Origin of the sequence: Thalassotalea sp. Sam97 (genome assembly GCF_041379765.1) — a bacterium.
GTDB lineage: Bacteria > Pseudomonadota > Gammaproteobacteria > Enterobacterales > Alteromonadaceae > Thalassotalea_A > Thalassotalea_A maritima.
This window is the reverse complement of sequence record NZ_CP166919.1, coordinates 877,332-891,527: the sequence shown is the minus strand read 5'-3', so window position 1 is coordinate 891,527 and position 14,196 is coordinate 877,332. Positions and strand designations below refer to the sequence as shown.

The following is a 14,196-nucleotide window of genomic DNA, read 5'->3' as shown; positions in this document are numbered from 1 at the left end:
TAAATAATTGAGGAATCATTAATGAATATCGCGCATTCATTATTTGCATCGCTACAAAAAATTGGTAAAGCCCTAATGTTACCGGTATCGGTACTACCGATTGCAGGTATTTTATTGGGGGTTGGCTCTGCAGATTTTGCTTTTATCCCCGAGATTGTTTCATCTATCATGCGAGTGGCCGGTGGCTCCGTATTCGATAATATGGCGCTATTATTCGCCGTTGGTGTGGCGCTTGGTTTTACCAATAACGATGGTGTTGCCGCCTTGGCGGCAATTGTTGGTTTTGGCATTATGACCGCTACCGTCGCTCTCATGGCACAAGCCGAAGTCGACTCATTAATTGCTGCAGGAACCGCCCTTAGCGCAGTTGATATTGAAAATATTAAAAAGACCTATCAAACAGGTGTCGCTGGCGGCATTTTAGCTGGTGGTGTTGCCGCCTTTATGTTTAATCGTTATTACAAAATTCAGTTGCCAGACTATCTTGGCTTTTTTGCTGGCAAACGATTTGTCCCTATTGCCACCGGTTTTGGTACCATTGTATTGGGTCTTGTGCTTTCGTTTATTTGGCCACCAATCGGTTCAGCAATCAGTTCGTTCTCACATTGGTCAGCCAATCAAAACCCCGAATTAGCCTTTTCAATTTATGGCTTAATTGAACGCGCTATGATCCCATTTGGTTTGCATCATATTTGGAATGTACCGTTTTTCTTTGAAGCAGGCAGCTGTATCGATTCGGCAGGGAAGGAAGTGACAGGGGTATTAAACTGTTACTTACAAGCCGATTCGGCATCGCGCGAAGCAGGTAATGGCTTTGGTCAATTAGCCGGCGGCTATATGTTTAAAATGTTCGGTTTACCGGCAGCAGCGATTGCCATTTGGCACACTGCCAAACCTGAAAATAAAGCCAAAATTGGTGGCATTATGGTTTCTGCCGCTTTAACGTCATTTTTAACCGGCATTACCGAGCCTATTGAATTTGCGTTTTTATTTGTAGCCCCACTTTTATATGTTATCCATGCTTGCTTAGCTGCTACTGCATACTTTTTAAGTAATACCTTAGGCTTAGTCCATGGTACTTCGTTTTCACATGGCTTAATCGATTTTATCGTTTTATCCGCCAATGCCGACAAAATTTATATGTTCTTTATTCTCGGCGCAGCCTACGCCATTATTTATTACATTGTCTTTAGAGTCGTCATCGTCGCCTTAGATCTGAAAACGCCTGGGCGCGAAGACGCCATGATCGAAACCGAAAGCCTTGCCGATAAAGGTTCAGAAAAAGCGAAAGAGATCATTCTTGCGTATGGTGGTGCAGGCAATATAAAAGTTCTTGATAGCTGCATTACCCGATTACGAATTCAAGTTCACGATGTGAGTAAAGTAAACAAAGACCGTCTCAAACAACTTGGCGCATCTGGCGTTGTGATTATGGGCAATGGTGTGCAAGCGATTATGGGCACCGCAGCAGAAAGTCTGCGCACTGAAATGGAAGCGGTTATCGCCGCCGGCGGTGCACATATTCATACGACTGTCGATATCGATGACAGCTCGGCAAACAGCGCTGAAAACACTGGTGATACTAGGGTAACTGTTTCCGAGTTTACCAACGCACAAGCGAAAAAAATCATTGAAGCACTTGGCGGTAAAAATAACATCAGTAAAGCCGAGCAATGCGCCGGTAATCGTGTCCGACTGATTGTAAAATCATTACCACAACAAGAGCTGGATGCAACTAACTTAAATGTAAGGCGCATTGCCACCATCAACGATAACGTATTGCACTTGATGCTCGGTAAAGACGCGGCAGAGTTATCCGCAGCGTTACAACAACATATATAGTTATCATTAGAAGTATTAATGCAAGTAACAACCAGCTACCCGTGGGTAGAAAAAATTCTCGCCGACGATAAATCGGTAATTGCTGATGATTTTGACGGGTATCGTAATCACGTTACCCGCATGCTTAATTTTTGCCACTTTTTAGCTGCCGATATCAGCGATGAAGACAGTAAAAAATTACAAATTGCTGCGGCGTTTCATGATATTGCCTTATGGACACACGACAGAGTCGACTACCTTGTTCCCTCATATCAAGAATGCACAAGCTACCTAGAAAAGCATGGATTAAACGACTGGATATCAGCGATGCAAATCATCATTGATATGCACCATTTATTGACAGAGTATCAAGGTCCACATCAACGCTTAGCTGAGTTATTTCGCAAAGCCGACCTCGTCGACTTTTCATTAGGGGTGATCAAAAACGGCGTTGACGCCAGCTTTGTAACGCAAGTAAAACAAACAATACCGAATGCAGGGTTTCATAAAACGTTATTACGTTTTTCGTTAAAACAATTAACTCGAAACCCGCTCAATCCACTCCCCATGCTACGCATAAAAAACATCTATAAATAAACGGTTTCGTACGCACTAACAAGATATTGAGCTGGGTTACAATGGCCCCCTGCTCAATTACATATATATCAGTATGGCAATCACATCTCATTAAATCATTTCATATCAATGATGAGCCACATCAAGCGTTTGACGAATGATAACGGCATCATTGACATGGAATGGCTCTGGCATCAAACCAACACCTCTTGGCTTAACCCAAGGAAATTGCTGATAAAGATCATAGCTGGTTGAAAATAAGACCAGTTGTGGCATAACCGGCATTGCACCTGCACCACCTTTGGCAATAGTTAATTGCAACTGCACCGACTCACGAGGTTCAGACAAGGTATAATGCATAATCATCCCCATCGCGGCAGGCTTACTCATAAACTGCGCTTTAGCAATAGTATTACCACCGGTAGTTATTGCTTGACCATTGATGGTTACCGATACGATATCAATAGCACTAAGACTCGCAAGCTGGAACATATTGGTATCACGCTGAGGTTCAATTTGAACATCGTATGTGATTGTACTTGATGTTTGCTCAGCGTGTGACACAGTGACCTTGGCTGGCTCTACGTTTATGGGCTTAGCCTCAGCAAAAAACGTCACTTTAGTACGACGATAACTAGGGTACAAAGGCTCAGGCCAGTCTTGTTGACTGCCTTGGGTAAAAAACTGCTCAGTAAAACTATCTAGTCGTTTACTGCTGCTAAACCAATAAGCTTTATTAGAATCGCTATTGATCAAATAATTTATGCTTGAAGGCTTTGTTTGCCTAACATTATAGTCTGCAGCCTGTATTGCCATCGACGCTGTCACAGCTGCTACACTGACCATTAACCATTGCAGCAGTGCCAAGCTTTTGGCCATGATTAAGCCCGGCAGTACTAAGCTCATCATAAGAGCCAGCAAGAGACAGGCAATCACCAGAGATTTTAAGCCTAAACCAACCACCAATGATGTTATTAGTGGCCACAATAAGGCGACCGATGGTAGCGCTAATACAACAGCGATACTGGCTATCTGCGACTGGGTAAGGGTATGTTGCCAATGCACTAAGCCCAAATACAGTAGCAACATAAACAACACCGGTATGACTAAAAAGCCGGCCCCTGGTAAATAAAGCGCCAGAGCCCCATTGACGATAAGCCAAACAAAAATAGATGCCATTAACAGAGCGACCAATGACACTTTGTTAATAAAAAGGCGATAAATCGATATAACCAAGATAACGCTCACACTGAAAAACAGCCCTATTATGTAGTGTCCGTTATAGGTGAAATTATGGGGACTTTCCGCGTAAGCCGGCCAAAGCGTAGGAAGTAGCGATAAACTGACAAAAGCTAAGCCTGCAACACTGATGATACTAAGTAACAATGCCGTAAAGCCAAAGGCAACATCAGCTATATAAAGCTTACCTCGCCTTACGGCAACAAAGGTAGACCATAACCATAGTCCGCAAGCTAACAATAACATAGGCACAACCCAGCTAAACGGATAGCTGATCAGCGTCCAATTAAATACGTTAAAAAACACCAAATCCTGCTCTGAGGCAAAATCGCTTAAGTCAGCGACCGCAAAGTAAGCAACTAGTGCTTGTAAGTAATCGGCTTGATGATTGAGACTCGATTTATCTAAATTATCAATAGAATCATTAACGGTGTGATAGTCAAAATGATCATCGATAAACGCGAAGTTATACCCTTGAATATCACCATCTTCACGAAATATGGTTAAATCCGTATCATTGGGTAACATTTTATAAACGCTATACATCAATGAATTAGCCAGTGGGTATTGAATATCCGCAGCAGCAAAGGCTTCTACCAGCTTTTTATTACCTGCATTGGTTTCCAATAAGGTATAGCTCGGGCCGCCTGAGCCTCTGGCTTCAAAATTAAGCGCAACTTTAATGTTTTTCGCCCAAGGGTGGTGATTAACAACCGCCTTAGCACCAAGTAAGCCACGCTCTTCCGCATCGGTAATGATGATAATAATGTCATTATCTGGTTGCTGCTGTTTCGCTAAAAACGTCCGAATACCTTCTAATATCGTGACCACGCCACTACCGGCATCACTAGCGCCGGGTGATGAGTGCAATGAAGAATCATAATGGCTCACCAACGCCAAAGCATGTTCTGATTGTTTACCAGGGATCTTAGCAATAATATTATGCGTATTGGCAGCCATGTAACTATGGCGAAAATGCCCACCAACATGGCTAAAAACTTCGGCTTGCAAGCCAAGTTTGCGTAACTCCAGCAGTAAGTAATCTCTCACTTTAGTGTGTTCATCGGTACCGACAAAGTGCGGTTTTTGAGCTATCTGTTGCAGATGCACAAATGCTCGTTCAGTTGAAAACTCACTATCTTTATTCGATGCATAAGCATCCTCTGCTGGTTTTTGTGATGTGATGCTAAACCAAGCAACCAACAGTAATAGAAATACGGGAAAAATGGCACGAATCGCACCAGAAAAACGCGTGGTTGTCATTATTATTCTCATTTTAAACCCAAAGCGACCTTATACTAAAAAATCTTCAGAATTTTAGCGAGCAATATTAATCACTTGTCGCCAATTCAAATGGTGATAAATCAGAAAACAGATCGCAAAAATATTTTTAACCAAGTGTTGTATCTTTAGTTTTCACCTCCATATCAAGCTCTATCAATAACCTATTGCTAGGTTTCTTTCACTTTCGGAGTAATTTATGTCTCATTTTCCACACTTGCTTAATGAAATACAGCTTGGTGATATTACCTTAAGCAACCGTGTCCTTATGGCACCATTAACTCGCACTCGTGCAAGCGGTGACATTCCTAATGAATTAATGGCTGAACACTATGCTCAGCGTGCCAGCGCAGGATTACTGATTGCGGAAGCGACCGCGGTAACAGAAAATGGTGTTGCATTCTTTAATGGCCCAGGCATTTACTCACAAGCTCATGTCGACGGCTGGAAAAAAGTCACTGACGCTGTACATAACAAAGGCGGAAAAATCTTTTTGCAAATCTGGCATGGTGGTCGCGCCTGTCATCCTGACTTAAATAACGGTATTACCCCAGTCGCCGCCAGTCCGTTAGCCATCACCAATGATGAAGTACACACACCTGAAGGTAAAAAAGCCTACACAGTGCCACGAGCGTTAGAGCTTGATGAGCTACCAGCAATCATCGATGGTTTCAAACAAGCGGCCATTTACGCCAAGCAAGCCGGTTTCGATGGGGTCGAGGTTCACGCAGCAAACGGTTACCTACTCGATAACTTTTTACGTGATGGCAGTAACCAACGCAACGATGAGTACGGCGGTAGTATGGAAAATCGTGCTCGCTTGTTATTTGAAGTACTTGACGCTGTGGTAGAGGTATGGGGGGCTGGCCGTGTGGGTATTCGTACATCACCATTAAACGGTTTTAACAGCATGAGCGATAGCGACCCTGTTGGCTTAACCCGCTACATTGCTGAGCGATTAAATGACTATAACCTTGCTTATTGGCACTTAATGCGCGCTGATTTTTTACAGCAGCAAACAGGTGATGTAATGACGCCAGCGCGAGAAATTTATCAAGGTAATTTGGTTGGTAACATGGGATACAGCGCAGACGAAGCCGAGCAAGCAATCATCAACCAGCAAATGGACGCTGTTGCCTTCGGTGTACCATTTATTGCTAACCCTGATTTGGTTGAACGCTTAGCCGCTAACGCTGAGTTGAACGAAGCCGATCCTAACACCTTCTACATGGGCGGCGCGCAAGGTTACACCGATTATCCATTTATGAACGATCAATAATGTTTGCGACAACGTTATAACGGATAATAAAAACTCCTATGGAGATCTTAACTTAAGATCTCCATTTTTTGCCTGTTATTAAATAAGACTATTTATATCATCCCATTACCCAATCCGCTGTTAAACAACTATTATTTACTGAGGTGTTGATTAAAAAGCGCTCGACAAACAGCTCAACGGCTCTTGGTTCGTTGTAGCCGATAAACCTCTAATAACATCAAACTTATCATCTCACCTAAGCGCTTTCTTTCAAGCCAGCACTATCCCTATAATAGTAATATGACATAGAGGTCAAGATGAGTTCAGACTACACCATTAAGCTGCATCCAGGCGTTTCCTTTCCTAGTATCACCACCACGTTACTCAATGAAGAACAGGTAACTCTAGGTCAACCCAAAAACAATTGTGACTGGCAATTGGTATTAATTTATCGGGGACGTCATTGCCCGTTATGTACAAAGTACTTAAATCAGCTACAAACCTACAAGCAAGCTCTATTAGATATTGGTGTTGATATCGTTGCCGCGTCAGGGGACAGCAAAGCACAACTGGAAAGTCATATTGAGCAGCTTGAGGTCGATTTCCCGTTAGGTTATGGCTTGACGACAAACGAGATGAATCAACTCGGCTTATATATTTCTGATCCCCGCTCACCACAAGAGACTGATCACCCCTTTGCCGAGCCAGGACTTTTTGTTGTCAATGACCAAGGTAACATCCAAGTTGTTGATATTTCAAACAACCCTTTTGTTAGACCGGAACTAGGCGCCTTAGTACGAGGTCTTGCTTGGATACGAAACCCAAAAAACAACTACCCCATACGTGGTATGCACCGTTTATGATAACGACAACATGGTCATTCGCGGTTAACCAATGTTACCTCACCCGATGTTTCGCTAACTAGGAGAGTCCAGGCATGAGCTCAAAAGCATTGAAAATCGACATAATTTCGGATGTTGTTTGTCCGTGGTGTGTCATAGGTTATGGTCGTTTAAAGCGCGCTTTAACGGACTTTGGTGACGATCTCAATGTGAACATTCAATGGCACCCATTCGAATTAAATCCAAATATGCCCGACTATGGGGAGAATTTACGCGAACATTTAGCAAAAAAATACGGCACCAGCAAAGAGGACAGTATTCGCGCCCGGGCTATGTTAACCGAAGAAGGTAAAAAAATTGGCTTTCAGTTTAATTTTTTTGATGAGATGAGGATCTTCAACACCCATGATTGTCATCAATTGTTACTGTGCACTGAAAGTTCTGACTTACAAACCGAGCTTGCCGAAGCGCTCTTTCGCCATTATTTTAGCGACCAAGGTACGTTTGAGCTAGCAAGCTTAGTAAAAATTGCCAATGAGGCTGACTTAGCAGCGAATGAAGCTCGACAACTACTGGAAGAGCAAACCCTATCTGCACAAGTGCGTGAAATAGAAAAGAACTGGCACCATCAAGGCATTAACGCCGTGCCTTTATTTGTATTTAATAACAGCCATGCATTGTCAGGTGCTCAAGAGGTCGATACCTTTAAAAATCTTATCGCCAGTATTATCAAAAAAGCGCCATAATTAAACATCGAACAATTAGCGCACCCATGCAGTTTTTTAAATTGATGCGGGTACGCTAACGTATTTGCTGTAGGTGATTAAAGCGTTAATCTCCTCATACATAATCTGATCACAGGATAGGCACGTATCATCGTATACAGCAGGAGGAAGTTCATGACTGGCTTTTTGATGCCTATGTTTATCTCAGTTTCATTGCCTTGGCTGATCGCTACCTTGATACCAGCTCTGACGATTGCCCTGTTGTTTATTTTTAGCTTTAGCGTCATAAGCCATGTCGACGCTCAGCAACAACAGCTTGGTATCAGTGAGCAAGCACGTCAGCAACGTTCAGATCCATTATCCGCCCTGCGCTGGCAAAAACGTTTGCTTATCTTTAACAGTGAGCATATCAATCATATTCCTAAAATCGACTCGGCAATTGTACAAGAGTATCGCCTCGATATAATCGTCATTAACAAGGCTCATGCTTATCGTATCAGCGATAAACATACATTACAGCCACTATCAAATGATGAACAATGGCATGTCACTGATATGTACCCTCAAGCTGAAAGAGTTTGGCTAATAGGCCTCGATGGCACCTTAAAAGCCACCTATGCGCTGAGCCAATTTAATCTTGAAGAGGTAACCGCGCTGATCAATACCATGCCAATGCGTCGCAACGAGCTTGGCCAGTAATACCCGCTATGTGCCCTGCATCGAAATTTTATCTCACCATTCGACACTATTTTCATCATTGCTATCAGCGACAAGGTTGTTTTACGATAGCGGCTTGTCAATCAAGCCTCTGACAACTAAATTTTAATGAACACTTCTGTTCACCGTTTGAGGCTACAATGTATAATCCTGACAACTTTAAAATGTACGGCGCGGTTGCCCTGATCACCGGCGCAGGCGCTGGGATTGGCCGAGCGATAGCAGAAACATTTGCCGCTGCTGGTGCTAAAGTTGCAGTGTCAGATTTACATAAAGAAAATGCCGAAAATGTAGCGCAAGCTATAAACGATAACGGCGGCGATGCCATTGCATTAAAGTGCGACATCACCAACGCCGATGATTTAGAGAAGGTGGTTCAAGATACCATAGCCGCATTTGGTGAGCTTACAACCTTGGTAAACAACGCCGGCGGTGGCGGACCCAAACCATTTGATATGCCAATGAAAGACATGCATTGGGCGTTTGAGCTTAATGTGTTTTCTGTATTTCGTTTATGTCAGTTAGTCGCCCCGCATATGGAAAAAGCCGGTGGTGGCGCAATCCTGACCATTACCTCAATGGCGGGTGAAAATAAAAATAAACGCATGGCATCTTATGCTTCCTCAAAGGCTGCTGCCAATCACCTTACCCGCAATATCGCTTTTGATTTGGGTGATAAAAATATTCGCGTTAACGCCATCGCTCCGGGGGCGACCAAGACCGATGCCTTAAACAGTGTATTAACCCCAGAAATCGAAAAAGAAATGCTAAGAGAAACGCCAATAAAACGGCTTGGGGAAACCGAAGATATGGCAAATGCGGCATTGTTCTTATGCGCACCGGCTTCACGTTGGGTCAGCGGGCAAATATTGACGATATCAGGTGGCGGTAGCCAAGAGCTCGCATAACCTTATGGGGTATAACACCTCGCAGTAAATTAACGTACCTAACGTAAAACTAATAAGCGCGACCTATATCGCGCTTATTATCACAGCAAAGCAATTTTAGGGGCTATCTGGCCAAGTCGACTCGCCATCAACCAACACTGCTGGTTGCTCTAATGATGAGCAAAAATCGGCGCCATTTGCGGCATAAAATACTTGCGCTAATCTTTGATAACCTTTCGACTGAACTTGAGCTTTCGCTTTATCGCTAACAACAAAGCCATACATCGCAAACCAATCCACTAAGTCCATTTGCATGATTTCAGACAGCGAGATATACAGCCATTCATTACGGGTTATCGCAGTGAGTTCATCGTAGCTATAAAGACCGAACCCGAGTGCTTCTCTTTTTTCTAGCCAGCTTTGCTCTGAATCATCTGCTCGATAAAATTCTCGCTCCCAAATATGTAAACGAGGATAAATGTACCAACCATTGCTCACTTTATTGTTGGCTTGCGCTGCCATCATCAATTGCACATATATCGCGTGGTGTTCAGACCAACTTTTGCTGAGGTTTTGTTGCACATAAGCGATAGGATCTGCTTGTAACTTACTTTGCTTTAACACATTAAAGGTCGCTTCAAATGGTAACGCTTGGCAACTTGCATTTTGCCCAGTGTCATCCTCGTAAACCGACTTAGCAAAGTAAGAATAAAAATTGGTATTTGAATGAAAGCCATAGCCTTCAAAGCGCATACTGCTGCGCTCAATGCCATGACCCAACTCATGTAAATCACCATGCCCTGTTGGCGAAAAATTCCAGCCTGCATCATAAGGGTTACCAGAGCAGCCCCAACCACACGTGGGTTGATCGGCATTCATATGCTTAACAATATCTATTGTATCAATCAGCAAACCGCGCTGTTTTGCAAAGTCATGAATTTCAGCGACTTGATCAATACCTGGACCTTGAAAGCCAGCTAACATGTGAACCATGTTATGTGTATAACGCGAAGTGGCATTAGCAAAATCAGAGGCATTGGGCCAAAGCTCTTTGCTAGCATCCAAAGAGGCTTGCATTTTGCTATGTTTTGAATGCACTTCAAAACCAGCCGTGGCAATTTCAGCCCAATCGTAATCACCACGCTGCATACGCTCGGCAAAATCGGCATCGTCTGCAGGCGAGCGCCAATGAGGGTGACGGCCAATATATTCAAAGGTTAAGCTAACCTCAATATCTTTTACGTCAAAGGCTACTTGTATCGGGCCGCCATAACTTGAGGTAAATTCAATCGTTTCGCCTGGCTCTACCCTAACCTGCTGTGACCACAAATGATAAGGGCGATTATAACCATTGTTATTAAAGATGTGTGTCGCACCGGTACGTAAGGTGTTTATGAAAATCGAGGTAGCTACCGACTCGCTATCGTTGCGAGTCACTTTAAAGGTTTGCCCTGGAATTGCGTAAACACCAGCTGATTTAAAAGATGGCTTTGATATTAATGTCACTGTTTTAGTTTCAGGGCTGACATGACTGAAATCAGAGCGACTAAAATTGCCCATATCGGGTTGTATAGGGTTTACTGAACGAACATTGTAAACGGCGTAATCGGCGTACAATGATTTAAAAAACATCACCGTATCAGAGGTGATTTTATCCATTGGGTAAGATACCGACTGACGGTAATGATCGGCTAATAAGATCAACAACTTGGGTAGACGATATGTATCTGTTGTAAAAATATTGAGCTTGCGTTTATCAAAATCATTAAATAGGGTTTTAACAACATTGGCAGCGGCAAAAAATTGCAGTTGGGTATTGGATTGCTGCGGACAACTGCGCGTTTCACACCCGCTTAAATCGACATCAAAACTGTGATTTGCAAAGTTATTCAATAACCGTTTGAGGTTAGCTAGTGCGCTTAGTTTTATCAACTCTTCGCTATTAAAGGTATTAGGATTAAAACCTTGTAACGAGTCTCGCGACCAGTAATTATCGTGCGCATGCTTAACGTTAAATACATTCAATAACGCTCGACCGTGCTCACCTATACCACCATCGAGTTGTATATAAACAACTGGGATATCATCTGCTAGTGCTTGCTCAATGGCCGCAATGACATCGCTAGAGTGATTATCTGTATAGAGCTTGCGAGAGACGATAATAACATCAGGTTTTTCAGCGATACAGCCAGCTAGAGCCTGGCCATCACAACTGCCAACATCATTGTAATTAACATTGTCGTAATTCGAATCGAGCCACGCTCGTGTTTTGCTTCTGTCTTTAAAATAATAGCTTTCATCAAGCTGAGCTAACACAACATCAAACTGAGCTAACGATTTAGTGTTTTTTTGCGACAACCAGTCAAAGGCATTAACGAGAAACTGTTGCATTTGCTCATTGATGTCATTACGAAATGGGTTACCGCCTAGCACCAAATAACGCCCTATGTTTTCTTGTTTACTGCCGGCAATGGCAATAGCACGTTTGGTTTCGTTGTTATTGGTATATAGCACGGCGTCATTGAATAGGAAATCTGAGCCATACATAGCGGCATCATGCGTTGGCTGCCAGTCAATGCTGGTTAATGCATCATCGCTATCAAACTTAAAGAGCTGACGCTTGATATCCTTATGTCGCTCATCAATTTGCTCAACTTCATGAATTGCTGCATCTAAAATCGTTTCTGATGCTTTAACGACTAAGGCATTACCAGTGCTAATCGCGACGTCTAACCAACTCGGTTCAACCGTGATCGCGATTTGTTGTTGCTGAGTTTGTTTACCGTCACTTAGCTCAATAGTAATCAGCTGTGTACCTTGATGTTCCTTGCGAGGTAAGCCACTCAGCTGCCCTGTACTCGTATCAAGCGTTAACCAATCTGAGGTGTTGGCTAAAGTAAAGCTGACGCTATCACCGTCTGCATCACTTGCCAGTAACGTAACAGCAAAGGCTTCGTCCACACGAGCTTCGACAACCGCAGTCATTAAAGTAGGCAATTGGTTAGGCTTAGGCTTTACTTCAAATGAAACCGTAAAGCTGTTTTCCCCTTTACCATCGGACAAAATAATAGAAAAACTGACCAAACCAACATCTTGTTCTGTTGGTATACCGCTAATACTGTCGCCATCAATTGCTAACCAGCTCGGCATCTCATTAGTCGAGAAAGTAACCGCATCGTCATCGGCATCAGATATAACGGGTGTATAGGAATATTGCTGCTCGGCAATGGCATCACTGGCTGTTCCCGTTAAAATCGGCAAACTATTTGATTGTTCAATAACGACGTTACTGTCATTTGGATCAGAGCCGCCACAAGCACTGAGTAAAAATAAGGTAATGATAAAAAAGCTATGACGAAACAACATTATTCGATCCATGCCAAAATAAAAACCACATAATATCAACATTTTAAGCTTTTTAAAGCTTTAAAAATCTTGCTAACGTATTTTCCCGTAACAAGGGTGCGATCAATTTTTTCGCCACAAGTTTCTCAAACAAAGTAACGCAACCAGAGTGAAGCAAATATCCCTGCATATTGATTTATGCTAACTCCTTATTGCAAGGTGGCACTTACCTCAATGGTTTCGTTATCTCGCAATACGCCAAGTAACACTTCTTCGCCGACTTGATATTTGTCTAACTCAGACATTAACCCCTTAACGTCATCAATACGACGGCCATTTATCGACTGAATCACATCACCGAGTTCCATGCCATAGCGCGACACTTTAGCTGCACGGAACGAGGCTTTTTCTGCTGCCGAGCCAGACTCAATAGTTAAAATAACCACACCGTCAATGCCCAGTTGCTGACGTACTTGTCGGTTAATATCATCGTCTACGCCAATACCTAACGATGGCGGGGTATAACGCCCGGTTGCAATGAGTTGTGGAATAACACGATTTACGGTATCAACCGGTACCGCAAAACCAATACCGGCGTAAGCGCCTGATGGGCTATAAATGGCGGTATTGATACCAATTAACCGTCCAGCACTGTCTAACAGTGGACCACCTGAGTTTCCTGGGTTTATTGCCGCATCAGTTTGGATCAAATTATTAATGATTAAATCAGAGTCCGCCGATAAGGTTCGATTTAACGCTGAGACAATACCGCTGGTTAAGGTGTAATCCAAACCAAACGGGTTACCTATGGCGAAAACCGATTGCCCTACTTGCAAATCACCACTGGTACCAATAGGCACCGCCGGTGGCAAATCAACGGGCACATCAATTTTTAATACGGCTAAATCGTGATTAGGACTTACCCCAACTAAACTTGCTAGATAACTGCGCCCGTCATTCAAGCGAATAGAAGCTTCAGAAGCGCCTTCAATCACATGATAATTGGTAACAATATGACCATAGCCATCCCAAATAAAACCAGATCCAGTGCCACGAGGGACTTTGCGCACATCACGGGTCCAAAAGCTGCGAACGATTTTATTGGTTGAGATAAACACAACCGAAGGGCTGGCATGATGAAATATATCGATCGTTGATTGTTCACTTGGCGCGAGCTCACCACGAGCGGTCACAGCCCTTGGTTGCTGTTCATTAGCGATAAAATAACGTTCGGCCACCGGCAAAATAAGTTTAACTAAATACACTCCAGCGACTAGCCAAATAAGTAAGCGAACAAGTTTTAAGATATCCAATTTACCTGACATAAACATCCCCTTGTGGTTTCTCAGTAGTATTTATTCCTTAGTTACTGTACCGTCAACATTCGATTGTCAATAAGCACTAAGCAATACTTGGATATAACCTCTAAGCATTGCGGCGAGCATCGTAATAGCCTGAAAAGTGGAGCTAATTTTTTTATATGGGCAAACGGCAATAGTTTCAAG

10 protein-coding genes are annotated in these 14,196 nt (G+C 43.1%); 7 read left to right on the top strand and 3 right to left on the bottom strand.

Annotated features, from left to right (window positions below):
* Positions 1 to 21: 21 nt before the first annotated feature.
* Complete coding sequence (gene ptsG, locus ACAX20_RS03910) at positions 22 to 1,842, top strand: PTS glucose transporter subunit IIBC (protein ID WP_371188772.1); 1,821 nt, start codon at positions 22 to 24, stop codon at positions 1,840 to 1,842.
* Positions 1,843 to 1,860: 18 nt separating this feature from the next.
* Positions 1,861 to 2,418, top strand: coding sequence for an HD domain-containing protein (locus ACAX20_RS03905; RefSeq protein ID WP_371188770.1), 558 nt, complete (start codon positions 1,861 to 1,863; stop codon positions 2,416 to 2,418).
* A 105-nt stretch (positions 2,419 to 2,523) separates the two neighbouring features.
* On the opposite strand, the gene ACAX20_RS03900 is transcribed toward ACAX20_RS03905, so the two are convergent.
* Positions 2,524 to 4,899, bottom strand: coding sequence for a M20/M25/M40 family metallo-hydrolase (locus ACAX20_RS03900; RefSeq protein WP_371188768.1), 2,376 nt, complete (start codon positions 4,897 to 4,899; stop codon positions 2,524 to 2,526).
* Between the two features lie 217 nt (positions 4,900 to 5,116).
* On the opposite strand from ACAX20_RS03900, the gene ACAX20_RS03895 reads away from it, so the two are divergent.
* The 5 genes from ACAX20_RS03895 to hdhA all read left to right on the top strand — a co-directional run bounded on the left by ACAX20_RS03895 (position 5,117) and on the right by hdhA (position 9,367).
* Positions 5,117 to 6,196, top strand: coding sequence for an alkene reductase (locus ACAX20_RS03895; protein ID WP_371188767.1), 1,080 nt, complete (start codon positions 5,117 to 5,119; stop codon positions 6,194 to 6,196).
* 296 nt (positions 6,197 to 6,492) lie between these two features.
* Positions 6,493 to 7,038 carry a redoxin domain-containing protein gene (locus tag ACAX20_RS03890; RefSeq protein WP_371188765.1) on the top strand — a complete coding sequence of 182 codons (546 nt, stop codon included), beginning with the start codon at positions 6,493 to 6,495 and terminating at the stop codon, positions 7,036 to 7,038.
* 74 nt (positions 7,039 to 7,112) lie between these two features.
* A complete protein-coding gene (locus tag ACAX20_RS03885; protein ID WP_371188763.1) occupies positions 7,113 to 7,763 on the top strand; it encodes a DsbA family oxidoreductase in 651 nt (216 codons plus the stop codon).
* Between the two features lie 153 nt (positions 7,764 to 7,916).
* Positions 7,917 to 8,441, top strand: coding sequence for a hypothetical protein (locus tag ACAX20_RS03880; protein WP_371188761.1), 525 nt, complete (start codon positions 7,917 to 7,919; stop codon positions 8,439 to 8,441).
* A gap of 158 nt (positions 8,442 to 8,599) precedes the next feature.
* Entirely contained in the window at positions 8,600 to 9,367 is a 768-nt protein-coding gene (gene hdhA, locus ACAX20_RS03875; protein ID WP_371188759.1) for a 7-alpha-hydroxysteroid dehydrogenase, read from the top strand.
* Between the two features lie 96 nt (positions 9,368 to 9,463).
* Here the strand turns inward: hdhA and ACAX20_RS03870 are convergent, their stop codons facing one another.
* Together ACAX20_RS03870 and ACAX20_RS03865 are read right to left on the bottom strand one after the other, a co-directional pair.
* Entirely contained in the window at positions 9,464 to 12,712 is a 3,249-nt protein-coding gene (locus ACAX20_RS03870) for an ImpA family metalloprotease (RefSeq protein ID WP_371188757.1), read from the bottom strand.
* A gap of 188 nt (positions 12,713 to 12,900) precedes the next feature.
* The gene (locus ACAX20_RS03865) at positions 12,901 to 14,016 is read right to left on the bottom strand and encodes a S1C family serine protease (RefSeq protein ID WP_371188755.1); all 1,116 of its coding nucleotides are present in this window, start codon (positions 14,014 to 14,016) and stop codon (positions 12,901 to 12,903) included.
* Positions 14,017 to 14,196 lie beyond the last annotated feature (180 nt).

Coding starts and splice junctions, on each gene's coding strand:
- ACAX20_RS03905 (WP_371188770.1), top strand. CDS start 1,861: ATGCAAGTAACAACCAGCTACCCGTGGGTAGAAAAAATTCTCGCCGAC.
- hdhA (WP_371188759.1), top strand. CDS start 8,600: ATGTATAATCCTGACAACTTTAAAATGTACGGCGCGGTTGCCCTGATC.
- ACAX20_RS03890 (WP_371188765.1), top strand. CDS start 6,493: ATGAGTTCAGACTACACCATTAAGCTGCATCCAGGCGTTTCCTTTCCT.
- ACAX20_RS03895 (WP_371188767.1), top strand. CDS start 5,117: ATGTCTCATTTTCCACACTTGCTTAATGAAATACAGCTTGGTGATATT.
- ACAX20_RS03900 (WP_371188768.1), bottom strand. CDS start 4,899: ATGACAACCACGCGTTTTTCTGGTGCGATTCGTGCCATTTTTCCCGTA.
- ACAX20_RS03885 (WP_371188763.1), top strand. CDS start 7,113: ATGAGCTCAAAAGCATTGAAAATCGACATAATTTCGGATGTTGTTTGT.
- ACAX20_RS03870 (WP_371188757.1), bottom strand. CDS start 12,712: ATGTTGTTTCGTCATAGCTTTTTTATCATTACCTTATTTTTACTCAGT.
- ACAX20_RS03880 (WP_371188761.1), top strand. CDS start 7,917: ATGACTGGCTTTTTGATGCCTATGTTTATCTCAGTTTCATTGCCTTGG.
- ptsG (WP_371188772.1), top strand. CDS start 22: ATGAATATCGCGCATTCATTATTTGCATCGCTACAAAAAATTGGTAAA.
- ACAX20_RS03865 (WP_371188755.1), bottom strand. CDS start 14,016: ATGTCAGGTAAATTGGATATCTTAAAACTTGTTCGCTTACTTATTTGG.